Below are 16,212 nucleotides of genomic sequence, written 5' to 3'. Positions count from 1 at the left end.
GTTCATAATGACTGGGGTTTAAGCTTAAGCAGTTTTTGCAGGTAATATGATATTAAAGGTGGTGCCTTTGTTTATTTCACTTTCTATATATACTTTCCCTTGATGGCTCTCAATGATTTTAAAGCTAACCATTAACCCTAGACCGTTCCCTTCCTTTTTTGTGGTATAGAACGGTTCACCAATCTTTTTGAGCTTATCCTCTGGTATCCCAACCCCCGTATCTTGGATTGAGATTTGTACTTGGTTATCCTCGACACTTACTTTAACAGTTAATTCCCCACCATTCGGCATAGCCTCAATGCCGTTTTTTACAAAGTTTAGAAACACCTGTTTTAGTCTATCTTCATCACACTCGATTTGAATGATTTCTTCATTTGCTTCAAAGCTCATTTTCACATGCTTTTTTCGTGCTTCAAATTCTAATAGTGAAAATACATTTTTTATAATCGTGACAATATTTTTTTCTTCAAGTTCTACTGCCTTAGGCTTGGCAAGAACCATAAAATCTTCAACAATCGTATTTACACGACCAATCTCATCAAGAATTATCTCAATAAATTCTCTTCTTTGTGGATCGGTTTCATCCTCTAATAGAAACTCTCCATATCCCTTCATGGAAGTGAGTGGGTTTCGTATTTCATGGGCCACTCCGGCAGCTAATTGACCAACAGCAGCGAGCTTATCCTGACGATGAAGTGTTTCTTCTGTTTTCTTTCTTTCAGTAATATCATTTCTTATCGCAAGGTACTGATACGGTTTCCCTTTTTCATTCATGAACGGGATGATGGTTGTATCGACCCAATAATATGTTCCGTCCTTTGCTTTGTTTCTTATTTCACCTTTCCAAACATGTCCGTTCCCTATTGTGCTCCACAACTCCTTAAAGAAAGCTTTGGAATGGAACCCTGAGTTTAATATTCTGTGGTCTTCCCCAATAAGCTCTTCACGAGTGTATTTAGAAATCTCACAAAATTTATCATTCACTTTTGTAATTTTTCCCTTTTCATCCGTAAAAGCAACAATGGAGGATTGATCTAAAGCAAAATTTATGTCGTTGACTTCTTTTAACGAATCTTTTAATTGCTCTTCTGCTAATTTTCTATTGGTGATATCATGTCGAATCGCGACATATTGATACGGTTTGCCGTTTTTTCCTAGAAACGGAACAATGGTCGTATCGACCCAATAGAAGTTTCCATCCTTCGCTCTATTTCGAATTTCCCCTTTCCAAACTCTCCCTGAGCTAATCTCTTTCCAAAGTTGTTGGAAATAACTACGTGGATGGTACCCTGAATTTAATATCCGATGATCCATACCGAGAAGCTCTTCTCTTTGATACTTAGAGATTTCAACAAATTTGTCGTTAACAAAGGTAATTTTCCCTTTTGGATCTGTAATAGCAACAATGGAAGACTCGTCTAATGCAGCTGTGATATCTTTAAGATTTGTGTCAGTAATAGCCAACTTTCTGCTGATAAACGCTGAGGATGAAATTAACCCAATTAAAATGACTATCGATAAGAAAAGAACAAAATAAATAAATAACCGTTCATCGTACATATTCCCTAATTGATCCGTATTTTTAAACCTAATAATTGCAGCTGATTTTACAAGTAAAAAATGCCCTTCTACAATAGCTATCGTTAATACTAAAGCTGCTAAAGGCTTCATCCAAATGCGATGACTAACTGAAAAGTTTTTAGCAAAAAACAGCATCCAAAATACGAACCAAAATGATGCACACATCAAAATAAGAGCAACGATAAGGATAAGAGGATCATAAGAAAACACGATTTCCAGTCCTAGCATCCCAACCATATGAACGAACAAAACTGCACAAGTCATAAAAATACTTCCTAATAACAGACTAGTTTTATGGAAGTGATGTATTGTAACAGTATAAAATGCAAGCCCTACAAAGCAAATACCAATAATAAGTGATAATAAAATGAGTGGAATACGATAATGAAAGGAAGCCGCTCCATCTATAGTAAGCATTCCGATAAAATTCATTAACCAAATACCAACACCCATCGATAAGGTACCGGCAACTAATAAAAACCTCCTATTTCTTTCGGAGGAATGAAGCATTGCAACAAGGTTCATTGACGTATAGGAAGCCATTATCGTTAAAATAAATGCAGAAAAAATTAAAATAGGATTGTACGATCCAATAATTTCTTGCATAAAAAGAGATGCCTCCTTTTCAGAAACAGTATATATCTACTTGATTTTAATGGATTGATACCGTTTATAAAAGAAAAAGTTTTGGTTTTTGTCACAATTATTTTCTTTAGTTTTCCCACCGAAAATGATATCTTAGAACATTTCGCTAATTCATAAAATATTTTGAATTTTTTATGAAAAGGGTCTACACATTTCGGATTTCCTCGTGTATACTGTTCTATAACAAAGGAAATCTAAATTATCTGTATTATATAAGGAGGAGTAAAAATGTTAATGAGTCCAGTTGAGTTTTTCCGTACCTTACCGAAAAAGGTTTGTCCCGAGTGTGGTCAACATGTACATGAACAGGCTGAATCATACATCTTGGAATGTGACAGATGCCTTTCAAAGAAAATGGAAGAGTAACAGTAACTGAGCACGGTGAGGTTAGATAATCTCACCGTTTTTTTGTGTTGATTTGTTAAAATATTTAGAAAAATCATTCCAAATCATGTATACTAACAATGTATATACTTAGGAATACGAAATACATAGTTGGGGAGGAAAGAAAATGGAGAAAACATCTGAAAAAAGGTATTTACGTGAAGAGGTACCTGAGCATTTAACATGGGACTTAAGTGATTTGTTTGATTCTGAAGAGACTTGGCAAGACAATCTCAAATTGGTGGAAAACGATCTAAGTCTATTTGATGCTTTTAAAGGAAAAGTAACCGAAAACTCCGCTACTTTACTTGAGTGTTTAGAACAACGTGAAAAGTTAACCCATAAGTTAATTAAAATTTCTACTTTTGCTTCTTTAAGGCAATCAGAAGATGGAACAAATCCAACTAATCAAGCGAATGTTGGAAAGCTTTCATCGCTACTATCAAAAATAAACTCATCATTATCTTTTATTGATTCAGAGTTACTAAAACTTGACGAAGGAACCCTTTCACAATTCGTACAAGAACAACCGAATCTCCTTCCTTTTCAGAATATGCTAGCTGATTTACTAGATACAAAAAAATACCGTTTATCCCCTGAAACTGAACAAGTACTTGCTGCTCTTGGGGAAGTTCATGGAGCACCTTACCAAATTTATCAAACAAGTAAATCTGCCGATATGACTTTTTCTTCTTTTTTAGACGACGAAGGAAACGAGTTACCAAATAGCTTCGCTTTATTCGAAGACCGATACGAATTTTCACCAGATCCAGTAGTGAGAAGAAATGCGTATGAATCATTTGTTTCTACATTAAGCAAGTACAAAAATACGTACGCTGCTGTGTATGCAACAGAAGTAAAAAAACAAGTCGCTTTGTCTAAATTACGAGGATATGACTCTGTAACAGATATGCTTTTACATCCACAAAAGGTTGAGAAAGTTACCTACGAAAATCAATTAGATGTTATTCAAAGGGAACTTGCTCCGCATATGAGAAGGTTTGCTCAGTTAAAAAAGCGTGTTCTTGGTCTTGAAACGATGAGATTCTGTGATTTAAAGGCACCTTTAGATCCATCTTTTAATCCATCTACGACCTATGAGGAAGCAAGCCAAGTGATTTTAGAAGCATTAAAAGTAATGGGGCCTGAGTATAGCAGCATCATGAAAAAAGGATTAACGGAAAGATGGGTTGACTTAGCTGATAATGTTGGGAAATCAACCGGAGCGTTCTGTTCTAGCCCATACGGCTCCCACCCGTATATTCTAATAACATGGACAGACACCATGAGAGGTGCTTTTGTACTTGCCCATGAGCTTGGACACGCAGGACATTTTTATTTAGCAAACAAAAATCAACGAATTATGAATACTCGCCCATCCATGTATTTTATTGAAGCCCCCTCAACAATGAATGAAATGCTTTTGGGTGACTACTTACTCTCCCAAACGAATGATGTTCAAATGAAGCGCTGGGTTGTATTACAATTGTTAGGAACGTATTACCATAACTTTGTTACACATCTTCTAGAGGGAGAATTCCAAAGAAGAGTTTATCGTTTAGCTGAGGAAGGTGTACCATTAACAGCTAAAACACTTTGCGAACAAAAAGCAAATGTACTAACTGACTTCTGGGGAGATACTGTGGAAATTGATGAAGGTGCAAGTCTAACATGGATGAGACAGCCTCATTACTATATGGGACTATATCCATATACGTATTCCGCTGGCTTAACTGCTTCAACTGCTATGGCTCAGTTAATAAAAGAAGAAGGTCAACCGGCTGTTGAGCGTTGGTTAGAAGTGTTAAAAGCTGGGGGCACTCTGCGTCCATTAGAGCTGCTAAAACATGCTGGAATTGACATGTCAACACCAGCCCCTATTGAGAAAGCCGTAAGCTACGTAGGGACTTTAATTGATGAACTAGAAGCAAGCTATCAATAATAAAAATGGCACAGATTATTTTTACGTAGTCTGTGCTTTTTTGAGTAAACAAAAGCTCTCTAGTTAAACTAGAGAGCAAGTCAACATCTTAGGGGACCCAACCATTTTTCACCAGCTTTGCTTCCGGTTTAGTTATTTCCCTACTTCAAATAACAAGGTTAAGCTTTTTTAAAACTTTGCTGATGTGTGTTTGTTCCGTGTTAGGATTACGTTGGATGGTCTCACTTACTTCGCGAAGTGAGAAGGTATTCCTTCCGTATAACAAACAGCCTTATTTAGTTTTAATTTTTTAACTCATATTCACATAATTGAAGCTTTATTAGAATTCCATAAAGGAAGTTGTAATTTCCATAACCAAAATTTCCGTTTTTGGTCTACTTCTTAACCCAAGGCATTGGCTTCTTTCCCCTTTATTATTTTCTCGTAACTATTTTTTCCTAACTCTATATAGCTACAATACTTAAAATGAGAATTTCAGCTTCAGGTCTTTGCTACTTACTAAGTAACTTTTTACTGAATAAGTAGTGATTAAAAAGTAGGGATTTTACATTTTTCCTTTCTTTTCACCGCTTCATAGATTATGTGTGGACTTTATAGTTTACTCGTTCTCAGTACACTTACTTACGGAACGAACACTATATGGTTGAGTCTCCTAAAATGTTAACTCCTTTCTTTTTTTGACTTGTTTTTCTTTACACTCTTATTATATCACCTGAACAAAGGAATACTCCCCATAACTGTGATAGTTATGTGAACGTTTCCACGTCTTCAGAAAGAATAACACTTGAATTTGATGAGAACGATATATATATGCTTATCAAATTCAAGGAGGTAATCATGTGATGGAGATGATCAATCCAAAAGAGGTCAAAGTAGGTGATGAGGTGTTTGTGATTTACAATAACCCACATACTCCGACTGTATCTAATATACGAGCCGCTGAAATCGTACAACATCCTCATAATCCAGATGCAGTCGCCTTATTCTTAAATGAGACCTTTCATGTAATTGAAGATGACGATGCCCTTTTTGCTTCTGAAGCTGCTGCTAAACAAGCATTTAATGACCACTACTTTAATTCGGATACACACTAAAGAAGCAAGGCTACGCCTTGCTTCTAATCCCTAATTGATTTTGGGCAGCTCTCTAACTTCCATTGTTGTGTCATGTCCGCACAATGGACATTTTAAATCGGAGCTTGCAAATTCTTTTCTCATCCAACCAATACAATCGTTATCAGCACATGAATACACTTCAATATCCATTAAAATATCTTCTGGTTTTTCTTCTTGAGCTTTTCTGTTAAAGAACATAGCAATTGCCCCCATTCTAGAGATTCTTTCGTTCTTTTTATTTAGTATGTACAATTTATTATATTTTAAAAGTATTTTTTCCTGTGTATCCAAAAACAAACAACCTGCCCATTTGAGCAGGTTGTTTATTTCTTCTTATAACCAAGAGGCGCCTACAATGATTAATAAGATAAATAATACAACGATTAACACGAATCCTCCGTATCCATAGCCACATCCACCATAACCATATCCGTAGTTATAGCCCATACCTTTCAACCCCTTTTATTATATTACTAATTAATATCCCCATCCTACATATGCTGCTCCTACAATAATCAATAGGATGAATAAAACGACGATCAAAGCAAATCCACCGCCGTAGCCGAATCCAGCTTCTGCGCTCATTACTTCCACCTCCCATGACATCTATCGGCAGTATATGTGTGGCAAAGTTGTCCTGTATGGGCGTTTTCACTAATTAACAAACTTATCAGAAAAAGAATGACACGAATGCAAGTCCGATGATTGCTCCAATAGCAATACCTGCAGCAAAACCACCGTAGCCATATCCATAACCTCTTCTTCCCCATGGATAAGCAAATCCTCCGAAATTCCCTCTATTTCCTTGTCCAAATGGTTGTAAATATACTCTTGAATTAGTAACACGATGGATCATTCCAGTATGAGTTCTACCATCTCTTGTTGTTATTCTTACTGGTCTTCCAACACCGCCACGACACATTTCATAGTAGTTTCTATTTGACACTTTCTCACCTCCGATGGTTTGTACACATTTATCATATGTGACCATTGGGAGTGAAGTACGTACAGACGCACAGGGCTTCTTCATCAAAAAACTCCTTGAGCTATATCAAGGAGTGATTGCATACCATTAAATTTTTACATTTTTGCTACTCTCTTCTCAGAAACGGAAAAAGAAACTTCATTTTCTAGTACTTTCTTATCTTTCACAACAGGCTTTTTATTTAGGTACACATAGAAAGCTCCGACAAAAATACTTCCGCCAATTAAGTTTCCAATGGTTACAGGTATGATGTTATGGATAGCTGACCCTATTGTAATCGTTTCTGGATGTGGAACCATTAGTGCAATACCAAATAGTGCCATATTTGCAATACTGTGTTCATAGCCAGAGATAACAAAACCAAATACAAGTAAGAGGGTTAAAAGGAGTTTTGCTACGTCACCTTTTACATGCATTGGTAACCAAATGGCTAAACATACGAGCCAATTACAAAGAATCGCACGAAAAAAGATTTCCAAGGTATGTCCGTGCATCTTATAACTTGCAACGTCCATCAAAAGCTGCGATTTGTCTGGAGATAAAAATAAGCCTGATAGCATGATCAGAAGAGAAAAAAACAATGCACCTGCTAAATTTCCAAAGTAACAAGCCACCCAGACTTGGAACGTCTCATACCAGGTAGTTTCCTTTTTTAACGTTCCTATGGTCATTGTCATTGTGTTACTAGTAAACAACTCCGCCCCACCGTAAATAATCATAACTAGTGCAGTCCCAAAGAAAATAGCTACCAACATCATGGCAGATGGAGACCCGGCATCAAAGAAAAATTCCCCAGTTTTATAAGATACCATGATTCCGAAACCAATATAGACCCCAGCAAGCATCGCTTTAATAAAGTAATGTAATTTAGATGACATCCAAGTATCTCTTTTTTTCTTAGCGTTTAATGCCGCTTCCTCAATGGGTGTAAGCTCATTATACATGTTCAGGATCCTTTCTCTTTTCAAAATGTGAAAAACATCACAATATTTACTGTCATTTTACCCCTCTTTCCTGCTTTTGTTAATAGAAAAACTATTGAACGCTTGGTGACTCTTTATGAAGCGGTTTCACACTCCTTATTTCATTATTAAAATATTGAAAACTAGGGTTTTCAATATAGGAATATTAAAAACTTCCCTTTCTCCCCTGTTACAAATATCACTTTTAAAAAGAAATTTTTAAATTTAACGTGATTTCTGTCACAAAACGTTAACTCTTTATTAAGTAAACTATATTGACCAGCTACATGACATTCTTTTAAATAAAATATATGGCCCCGCTTAAAGGAGGATACCGATGGTGAATCAAAAATATAAGGAAGAATTGTCCTACGAACTTGGCGAATTATTAAAATCGGCTGAACGAATTGTACCTATAAAAAAAGGAAGCTATCTGTTTAAAGAAGGACAAGAAGCACGAGAAATGTATATTATCTTATCAGGTAAGGTTCAAATTTCTAAAATGAACGCCGAAGGAAATGAACTGAGTTTAAGACTTTGTAAGCATAATGATATTGTAGGAGAACTAACCTTATTTACTGTGGATCCAAGGTATATATTTAATGCTAAAATAATAGAGAATGGTGAAGCAGCAGCCATAAATATTGCCGATCTTGAACAAGCCTTTTTTAAAAATAGTCAGTTGGCTTTTGAATTCCTCCGATGGATGAATGATCATATAAGAAAAACCATTACTAAGTTTCGTGATTTAGTGTTAAATGGAAAAAAAGGTGCACTCTATTCTACCATTATCCGGTTATGTAATAGTTATGGTGTATTAAGAGAAAATGGAATTGAAATATCGGTTCCATTAACAAATCAAGATCTAGCGAATTTCTGTGGTACAGCAAGAGAAAGCGTTAGTAGAATGCTGACTGAATTAAGAAAGAACCATATCATTTCTATTAGCAAAAAAATAATTACTGTCCATGACCTAGATTATTTAAAAAAAGAAATAGATTGTGAGAATTGTCCGATTGAATATTGTAATATTGATTAATCGTAATCGCCTTTTTTAGGCGATTATTTTATTTTTGTCGAAAAATCGTGTCAAATATTATCGTAATATTCACTATATTTATGATTGAAAAGTAGTTTTATAAAATGATAGTATTAACGATGTAAGCGTTGTCATAGTTTGGAAATTACTTAACCATTTAATAGCGGGAGGGAAACAATGAGTCAATTAACTGTTCAATTGCATGAAAAAGTAGAGAAGTTCCTATCAGGTAAAAAGAAGCTCTTTATTAATGGAGAATTCGTCGAGAGTCAAACTCAAAAGACATTCGAAACCTATAACCCTGCTACTGGCGAAGTGCTTGCAACTGTTTTTGAAGCCAATGAAGTAGATGTAGACCTTGCTGTGAAGGCAGCTAGAAAAGCTTTCGATGAAGGTCCTTGGTCAAAAATGGGTAGTGCTCAAAGAAGTAGATTAATGTATAAGCTTGCTGACCTAATGGAAGAAAATGCAGCTGAACTAGCTCAACTTGAGACATTGGACAACGGTAAACCAATTAGAGAAACAACGAATGCTGATATTCCTTTAGCTGTTGAACATATGCGATATTATGCTGGCTGGGCAACGAAAATTGTTGGGCAAACTATTCCGGTTAATGGGCCGTACTTTAACTATACACGACACGAAGCGGTCGGTGTTGTTGGACAAATTATTCCTTGGAACTTCCCTCTTCTAATGGCAATGTGGAAATTAGGTGCTGCACTAGCAACAGGATGTACAATCGTACTAAAACCAGCAGAGCAAACACCTCTTTCTGCCCTATACTTAGCTGAGTTAATTCAAGAGGCAGGCTTCCCTCCTGGTGTTGTCAATATCATTCCTGGATTCGGTGAAACAGCAGGTCAACCGCTTGTTGACCATCCACAAGTTGACAAAATTGCTTTCACCGGTTCAACTGAAATTGGGAAAATGATTATGGAGAGAGCAGCAAAAACCTTAAAGAGAGTAACCCTAGAACTTGGCGGAAAATCACCAAACATCCTGCTGCCAGATGCTGATCTTTCAAAAGCAATTCCTGGAGCACTAAATGGGGTTATGTTTAACCAAGGTCAAGTGTGCTGTGCGGGTTCTCGTGTCTTCATTCAGAAAAAGCAATTTGATAATGTTGTTGCTGATATGGTGAGTCATGCGAAGAACATAAAGCAGGGGGCAGGTCTACACTCTGACACAGAAATCGGACCTCTTGTTTCAAGTACACAACAAAAACGCGTTCTTGGGTATATTGAAAAAGGAATTGACGAAGGAGCCGAGCTATTGGTTGGTGGAAATAGTCCATATGAGCAAGGATACTTTGTTTCACCAACGATCTTCGCCAATGTTAGTGACCAAATGACGATCGCTAAAGAAGAAATATTTGGCCCTGTTATTTCTGCCCTTCCATATGAAGACTTAGATGAGCTTATTGCTCGTGCTAATCAAAGTGAATACGGCTTAGCTGCTGGGTTATGGACACGTGACGTAGCTCAAGCACACTACGTAGCAAACAATTTACGAGCTGGAACGGTTTGGGTGAACTGCTACAACGCATTTGATGCCGCTTCTCCGTTCGGTGGATATAAGCAATCTGGTCTTGGTCGTGAAATGGGCTCTTATGCACTCAACAACTATACCGAAGTTAAGAGTGTTTGGATCGGTATGAATTAATAACCACAAGAAAGCGAGAGGGTCTTCCCTCTCGCTTTTTTTATATACAAATATTAGTAGCCGTAGCCTCCACCGAAGAATCCTGCTCCAACAACGATTAGCAAGATAAACAGGACAACGATTAAAGCGAAGCCGCCTCCATAATTTCCACTCATGTTATTTAACCCTCCTCTATAGCCTTTTCACTCCTAGTGTATTCAGACGGGATGTCAACGGTATAGATGAATGTCCTATATGGGGTCAATTAAATATGTTCACAATATGTCCATAGGATTTTCCTTCAAGATTCATTATCTTAAATAGAGGGGGTATGTTCATGAAGAAAATATATATAATTTGTTCAATTATTGTCATCGTTGGTATAACTGCTGGTATATCCTTTTTTTTAATTCGTGATGCAAATGCAACCATTCCTGATGATATCGTTTTAACAACAATGAACAATGAAAGCTTTGATTTTAGTAAAACAGAGAAAAAAATAAAACTAGTTGAATTTATGTATACGCATTGTCCTGATATTTGCCCAACCACAACATTGAAAATGAATCAATTAAAAAAGGATCTTGAAGAGGAAGGCGTATTCGGAGATAAAATTCAATTTCTAACCGTTAGTATTGATTCCTATCGTGACACACCGGAAGTGATGAAAAGTCACATGTCCCATTTTGAAATTAAAGACGATGGAAACTGGATCTTCTTAACTGGAGACCCCAATCATATTAAGGAAGATCAAAAGGATATTGAACGTTTAGCCAATACCTTTCAGTTTCAATATAGAGATCCAGGTGATGGATTCTATGTCCACTCTACTTTCGTTTTTCTAGTAGATGAAAACAATAAATTCATTAAGAAATTCCCTATGGGTGATGATTTTAATCGAGAAGATGTCTTTAATAAAATTATGAAGGAAATACAATAAAACGAGCGGCGTCAATAGCCGCTCGTTTTATTAATTTGTTGTAGATGATAATTTTGCCTGTTGCTGTAATAGGAGAATTGATTTTGGGCGAGGTTTTGAAAAGCTTACCTTAATTCCTGACCCCTTTAACCGATTAACTAAGTCTATTAATTGTTTTTTAGCCATATTAAAGACTCCTTTTCCGATCTGATTAGCTTTATTGTACATGATAAATATGAAAAAAATATGAAATTTCATCATTTTTTTCTATGAAAATGAAACTTTTATTTAAGGTTGATTTTTTTGGCAATGATGATGATATAGAATTTCATGCGAACAACCAGTAAAAAGTGTTATAATGAAAATTATTGTTTATTTTGTTTGGAGGAAAAGAAATGATTACAGTAACAGACGTAAGCCTACGATATGGTGACCGTAAACTATTTGAAGATGTAAATATTAAATTCACTCCTGGTAATTGCTACGGATTAATCGGAGCAAATGGTGCAGGAAAATCAACATTTTTAAAAATCCTTTCTGGTGAAATAGAGTCACAAACAGGTCAAGTTTCGCTTGGACCTGGAGAAAGATTGGCAGTTTTAAAGCAAAACCACTATGAATTTGAAGAAGAAGAAGTAATGAAAGTCGTTATCATGGGACATAAGCGTCTATATGAAGTTATGCAGGAAAAAGATGCTATCTATATGAAAGCTGACTTTACAGACGAAGATGGTATGAGAGCTGCTGAGCTTGAAGGAGAATTTGCCGAACTCAATGGTTGGGAAGCTGAGTCTGAAGCTGCCATTTTATTGAAGGGACTTGGGATTACTGAAGACCTTCATACAAAAAAGATGGCCGATATTTCTGGTTCTGAAAAGGTAAAAGTATTACTTGCTCAAGCACTATTTGGTAAGCCAGATGTTCTTTTACTTGACGAGCCGACGAACCACTTAGACATAAAAGCCATTCAATGGTTAGAAGAGTTTTTAATTAACTTTGAAAATACTGTTATTGTTGTTTCCCATGATAGACATTTCCTTAATAAGGTATGTACACATATTGCTGACTTAGACTTCTCGAAAATCCAAATATACGTTGGAAACTACGATTTCTGGTATGAGTCAAGTCAGTTAGCTCAGAGAATGGCTCAAGACCAAAATAAGAAAAAAGAAGAAAAAATCAAAGAACTTCAAGCATTTATCGCGAGATTTAGCGCTAACGCATCTAAATCAAAGCAAGCAACATCAAGAAAAAAATTACTTGATAAAATTTCTTTGGATGACATTCGTCCATCCTCTAGAAAATACCCGTATGTTGGTTTTACTCCTGAAAGAGAAATTGGAAACGACCTATTACGTGTTGAAGGAATAACAAAAACAATCGACGGAGAAAAAGTTTTAAACAATGTTAGCTTCGTAATGAATAAGGAAGATAAAATTGCACTTGTTGGAGCAAATGAACTTGCTAAAACAACCTTATTCAAGATCTTAATGGGAGAAATGGAAGCTGACAGTGGTACGTATAAATGGGGTGTTACCACCTCTCAAGCCTATTTCCCAAAGGACAACACTTCTTACTTTGAAGGAAGTGAGCTTAACCTGGTCGATTGGTTACGCCAGTTCTCTCCAGTGGATCAAAGTGAAAGCTTCCTTCGTGGCTTTTTGGGAAGAATGTTATTTTCAGGTGAAGAAGTATTAAAGAAAGCTAGCGTTCTTTCTGGAGGAGAAAAAGTGCGCTGTATGCTTTCTAAAATGATGTTAAGTGGTGCGAATGTACTTCTTTTAGATGAGCCAACTAACCACCTTGACTTAGAATCCATCACCTCTGTAAATAATGGGTTAATAAACTTTAAAGGTTCACTTATGTTTGCATCACATGACCATCAATTTATCCAAACCATTGCAAACAGAATTATTGAAATTACACCGAACGGCATCGTAGATAAGCAAATGACTTATGATGAGTATTTAGAAAACAGCGAGATCCAAAAACAAGTAGAAGAAATGTATAAATAAATTTAAAAGAGAGCCAATTGGCTCTCTTTTAATGTCTTTTTGTTTTTCGTCTTGCACTATCTTTTTTTGTACCAGCCATTTCATTTTCTGTCGTGCCTTGCCCTTCAACTTGCGGAGAACTTAATCCAACGGTAGAAGGATCTTTTTTTCTATTTGACATAATGAAAACACCTCCTCTGTTATTTTCTTATATTTCGATGGTTTTTATCCGAACCTTTAGACAACTTTTTTTAATTGTCACTGTCACAACTGTCTAAATTTCGCTATAATTTTTTGTATGCATAATAAATAGGAGGCTTCTTTACTTGTGAGAAAAATAACCATTGCCATCCTCATTTCATGCTTGTTTAGCTTATTAAGTTCCTGCAGCCAAGAAAAAGAGGAACCTATTCAATTGACGATCTCAGCCGCAGCAAGTATGAAAGATGTGTTAACTGAGCTTAAAGAATTATACGAACAAAATCATCAGGTTGAGCTTTTATTTAACTTTGGTGGTTCTGGGGCATTAAAGGAACAAATTATTCAAGGAGCACCTGTTGATCTATTTATTTCGGCATCAAAGGATCATGTTGATGAGTTAGTAGAAACACAACGAATACTCGCTAATTACCACTCACCGTTAGTAGCTAATTCCCTTGTTCTAATTACACCTAAGATTGATAACAATATTCAATTGAGACTCTCTAATCTTCAGGATCATACAATTGAAAAAATTGCTATAGGAATACCAGAAACGGTACCTGCTGGAAGTTATGCGAAGGAAGTATTGCAAAACGCTAAATTATGGAATCTAATCGAAGACAAACTAATATATACGAAAGATGTTTCTCAAGTACTTACATATGTAGAAACGAAAAATGTGGATGCTGGAATGGTTTATAAAACAGATGCCTTAACATCAAAGAAAGTAGAAGTGACTGAAAACATAAATCCATCTCTTCACTCCCCTATCATGTACTATTATGGTGTCTTAGAATATACAACCAACAGCAAAGAGAGCAAATCCTTGTTTGAATTTCTACAATCAACAGCTGCACAACAAGTATTTAAAAAATATGGATTTAACGTATTGGATTGATTATATGAATTTACAATTTTGGTCACCAGTGCAACTCTCCTTAACAGTTGCCTCGGTTTCGCTACTTTTTGTGATTATTTCTGGCGTGTTCGTTTCTAGGATGATGTATCAATCTTCCTTTAAAGGTAAAACCATTATCGAAACAGCACTTCTTTTACCTATCGTTCTCCCCCCTACCGTTGTTGGATTTTTATTAATCATGATTTTTGGTGTTAATAGTCCTGTAGGGCGATTCATTGAACAAATTTTTAAACAACCCGTTATGTTTACCTGGTGGGCAGCAGTCATTGCTTCAACAGTTGTTGCCTTCCCTCTTATGTATCAATCATGTAAGACCGGTTTTTTATCGGTAGATAGTGAAATAGAGGATGCAGCAAGAGTTGACGGCGCTGGGGAATGGAAGGTATTTTTATTTATCGCTCTTCCGTTGAGTGTAAAGGCCATTGTTTCTGGTTCTATTCTTGCGTTTGCCCGTGCTCTTGGGGAATTTGGAGCTACACTCATGTTCGCTGGAAACATACCTGGAAAAACCCAAACCCTTCCAACAGCTATATATGTTGCCTTCGAGTCTGGTAATAGTAGTCTCGCTTGGTCCTGGGTCCTTCTGATGATCATTTTATCGTATGTTATGCTTTATCTATCAAGCCATATAAAATAGCCATGAGCTTACTCATGGCTATTTTTCATCCATTCAATATTCGTTTTTTCCACATTCCTACGAATGCTCCAATTAACGCAAATAATAATCCAATTGATATGGCTTTCATCATAATAGGTGTAGATTTATCATTCGATGTGGTTTCTCCTATGACAGAAGCCCTCTCTGGAGCTGTTTTGAGTTTATATTTAGCTAAAGAGATCGTTTGGAGCTCTTTATTCGAAGAATCAAATACAGTTAAGTCTCCCTCTTTTGTTACATCCACTACAGCAGAACCAGTAAGAGGTTCTGTTATATATAACGGATCCGTCACAACAAACTTATCCTTTTCATTTTCAAATGTTGTATTCACAGGAATAGTTGAAGTTTTATAGTTAGAAAATCCAAAGCTTAGCAAATTAATTGTATCATTATAGATATCACGTTTATACGTTGCTCCTAAACCAATGACTGTTAATCCAATTTGACCATTAGAAGCAGTCGTTGCTAACGTTTGCCTTGATTCATTGACAAAACCAGTCTTTCCACCTGTGATACCTTCGAATGGGATTTCTCCCTTCAAGAGTAAATGATGTGTAAACAAAGTCGTATCCCATGATTGACCATCCCAAGCCAAATCTTTTGTTCCGAAAATTTCTTTAAATGTTTCATTTTTTAGTGCGTAATTCGTGATTAGACCTAAATCATACGCTGTTGTATAGTGGTTTTCATCAAAGAGTCCATGCGGATTCGTGAAATGAGTATTCTTAACTCCAACCTCATTTTTTAGAAATTCATTGATATTTTTTTCGTATGTCTCCATGCTACCGTCGATATGAAGGGCAATGGCAGCTGCAGCATCATTTCCTGAGTTAATAAGCATACCTTGAATTAATTTCTTTAAAGTAACTTCTTCTCCCTCATTTAAATATACTTTAGTTCCTTCAACTTCAATAGCTTCACTACTTACTTTTACAACTTCATCTACTTTTACAGTTTGAATTGCATAAATGGCAGTTGCAATTTTTGTTAAACTAGCAGGATACATACGTTCATGCTCATTTTTTGAGTAAAGGACCACATTGGATTGTGAGTCCATTAATATTACCGAATCGCTTATTATGGACAGCTCGTCCATTTGCTCAGCAAACACTTGATTTGCACTTAATGCAAGGATAGTTAGAAAAATAATAGATAGTTTTTTTATCACTGTATGCACACACCTTGTTTGAATTCAGTCTTTTTCGATTGTACCAAAAAAATAACATG

Annotated in this window: 19 protein-coding genes; 9 read left to right on the top strand and 10 right to left on the bottom strand. The window is 36.0% G+C overall.

Annotated features, from left to right (window positions below):
• Positions 1-24: 24 nt before the first annotated feature.
• Positions 25-2,187, bottom strand: coding sequence for a PAS domain-containing protein (locus tag ACGLXV_RS07035; protein ID WP_391558060.1), 2,163 nt, complete (start codon positions 2,185-2,187; stop codon positions 25-27).
• A gap of 267 nt (positions 2,188-2,454) precedes the next feature.
• Between ACGLXV_RS07035 and yhfH the strand changes: the two genes are divergently transcribed.
• The 3 genes from yhfH to ACGLXV_RS07020 all read left to right on the top strand — a co-directional run bounded on the left by yhfH (position 2,455) and on the right by ACGLXV_RS07020 (position 5,646).
• Positions 2,455-2,592 (top strand): protein YhfH, encoded by a 138-nt coding sequence (gene yhfH / locus ACGLXV_RS07030; RefSeq protein ID WP_119708660.1) that lies wholly within the window; start codon positions 2,455-2,457, stop codon positions 2,590-2,592.
• 145 nt (positions 2,593-2,737) lie between these two features.
• A complete protein-coding gene (pepF, locus tag ACGLXV_RS07025) occupies positions 2,738-4,552 on the top strand; it encodes an oligoendopeptidase F (RefSeq protein ID WP_391558059.1) in 1,815 nt (604 codons plus the stop codon).
• A gap of 842 nt (positions 4,553-5,394) precedes the next feature.
• On the top strand, positions 5,395-5,646 hold the full coding sequence (locus ACGLXV_RS07020) for a transcriptional regulator SplA domain-containing protein (RefSeq protein WP_391558134.1): 252 nt from the start codon (positions 5,395-5,397) through the stop codon (positions 5,644-5,646).
• Positions 5,647-5,676: 30 nt separating this feature from the next.
• On the opposite strand, the gene ACGLXV_RS07015 is transcribed toward ACGLXV_RS07020, so the two are convergent.
• From ACGLXV_RS07015 to ACGLXV_RS06995, 5 genes are all read right to left on the bottom strand, one after another.
• The gene (locus tag ACGLXV_RS07015; protein ID WP_240390575.1) at positions 5,677-5,958 is read right to left on the bottom strand and encodes a cold-inducible protein YdjO-related protein; all 282 of its coding nucleotides are present in this window, start codon (positions 5,956-5,958) and stop codon (positions 5,677-5,679) included.
• Between the two features lie 42 nt (positions 5,959-6,000).
• Positions 6,001-6,114, bottom strand: a complete 114-nt coding sequence (locus tag ACGLXV_RS07010; RefSeq protein WP_119708663.1) for a YjcZ family sporulation protein — start codon at positions 6,112-6,114, stop codon at positions 6,001-6,003.
• Between the two features lie 30 nt (positions 6,115-6,144).
• Positions 6,145-6,252: a YjcZ family sporulation protein gene (locus ACGLXV_RS07005; protein ID WP_084361915.1), complete on the bottom strand. Its 108-nt coding sequence runs from the start codon at positions 6,250-6,252 to the stop codon at positions 6,145-6,147.
• An 85-nt stretch (positions 6,253-6,337) separates the two neighbouring features.
• On the bottom strand, positions 6,338-6,697 hold the full coding sequence (locus ACGLXV_RS07000; protein WP_391558058.1) for a hypothetical protein: 360 nt from the start codon (positions 6,695-6,697) through the stop codon (positions 6,338-6,340).
• Between the two features lie 50 nt (positions 6,698-6,747).
• Positions 6,748-7,596: a formate/nitrite transporter family protein gene (locus ACGLXV_RS06995; RefSeq protein WP_119708664.1), complete on the bottom strand. Its 849-nt coding sequence runs from the start codon at positions 7,594-7,596 to the stop codon at positions 6,748-6,750.
• A 355-nt stretch (positions 7,597-7,951) separates the two neighbouring features.
• On the opposite strand from ACGLXV_RS06995, the gene ACGLXV_RS06990 reads away from it, so the two are divergent.
• Positions 7,952-8,653, top strand: a complete 702-nt coding sequence (locus ACGLXV_RS06990) for a Crp/Fnr family transcriptional regulator (RefSeq protein WP_119708665.1) — start codon at positions 7,952-7,954, stop codon at positions 8,651-8,653.
• 177 nt (positions 8,654-8,830) lie between these two features.
• Complete coding sequence (locus tag ACGLXV_RS06985) at positions 8,831-10,315, top strand: aldehyde dehydrogenase family protein (protein WP_119708666.1); 1,485 nt, start codon at positions 8,831-8,833, stop codon at positions 10,313-10,315.
• A 53-nt stretch (positions 10,316-10,368) separates the two neighbouring features.
• On the opposite strand, the gene ACGLXV_RS06980 is transcribed toward ACGLXV_RS06985, so the two are convergent.
• Positions 10,369-10,470, bottom strand: a complete 102-nt coding sequence (locus ACGLXV_RS06980) for a YjcZ family sporulation protein (RefSeq protein WP_119708667.1) — start codon at positions 10,468-10,470, stop codon at positions 10,369-10,371.
• Between the two features lie 161 nt (positions 10,471-10,631).
• On the opposite strand from ACGLXV_RS06980, the gene ACGLXV_RS06975 reads away from it, so the two are divergent.
• Complete coding sequence (locus tag ACGLXV_RS06975; RefSeq protein ID WP_391558057.1) at positions 10,632-11,234, top strand: SCO family protein; 603 nt, start codon at positions 10,632-10,634, stop codon at positions 11,232-11,234.
• Positions 11,235-11,264: 30 nt separating this feature from the next.
• On the opposite strand, the gene ACGLXV_RS06970 is transcribed toward ACGLXV_RS06975, so the two are convergent.
• A complete protein-coding gene (locus ACGLXV_RS06970; RefSeq protein WP_276131113.1) occupies positions 11,265-11,399 on the bottom strand; it encodes a hypothetical protein in 135 nt (44 codons plus the stop codon).
• Between the two features lie 209 nt (positions 11,400-11,608).
• On the opposite strand from ACGLXV_RS06970, the gene ACGLXV_RS06965 reads away from it, so the two are divergent.
• On the top strand, positions 11,609-13,228 hold the full coding sequence (locus tag ACGLXV_RS06965; RefSeq protein WP_119708669.1) for an ABC-F family ATP-binding cassette domain-containing protein: 1,620 nt from the start codon (positions 11,609-11,611) through the stop codon (positions 13,226-13,228).
• A gap of 28 nt (positions 13,229-13,256) precedes the next feature.
• On the opposite strand, the gene ACGLXV_RS06960 is transcribed toward ACGLXV_RS06965, so the two are convergent.
• A complete protein-coding gene (locus ACGLXV_RS06960) occupies positions 13,257-13,388 on the bottom strand; it encodes a YuzL family protein (protein WP_119708670.1) in 132 nt (43 codons plus the stop codon).
• A gap of 147 nt (positions 13,389-13,535) precedes the next feature.
• Here ACGLXV_RS06960 and modA point away from each other — a divergent pair, with 147 nt between their 5' ends.
• A complete protein-coding gene (gene modA, locus ACGLXV_RS06955) occupies positions 13,536-14,306 on the top strand; it encodes a molybdate ABC transporter substrate-binding protein (protein ID WP_391558056.1) in 771 nt (256 codons plus the stop codon).
• Between the two features lie 4 nt (positions 14,307-14,310).
• Positions 14,311-14,964 carry a molybdate ABC transporter permease subunit gene (gene modB / locus ACGLXV_RS06950; RefSeq protein WP_119710618.1) on the top strand — a complete coding sequence of 218 codons (654 nt, stop codon included), beginning with the start codon at positions 14,311-14,313 and terminating at the stop codon, positions 14,962-14,964.
• Positions 14,965-14,989: 25 nt separating this feature from the next.
• Here the strand turns inward: modB and ACGLXV_RS06945 are convergent, their stop codons facing one another.
• Complete coding sequence (locus tag ACGLXV_RS06945) at positions 14,990-16,153, bottom strand: D-alanyl-D-alanine carboxypeptidase family protein (RefSeq protein ID WP_391558055.1); 1,164 nt, start codon at positions 16,151-16,153, stop codon at positions 14,990-14,992.
• Between the last annotated feature and the right edge of the window lie 59 nt (positions 16,154-16,212).

It is taken from the genome of Robertmurraya sp. (genome assembly GCF_036676585.1).
Lineage (GTDB): Bacteria > Bacillota > Bacilli > Bacillales > Cytobacillaceae > Robertmurraya_A.
This window is presented reverse-complemented; position numbering and strand designations above follow the sequence as displayed.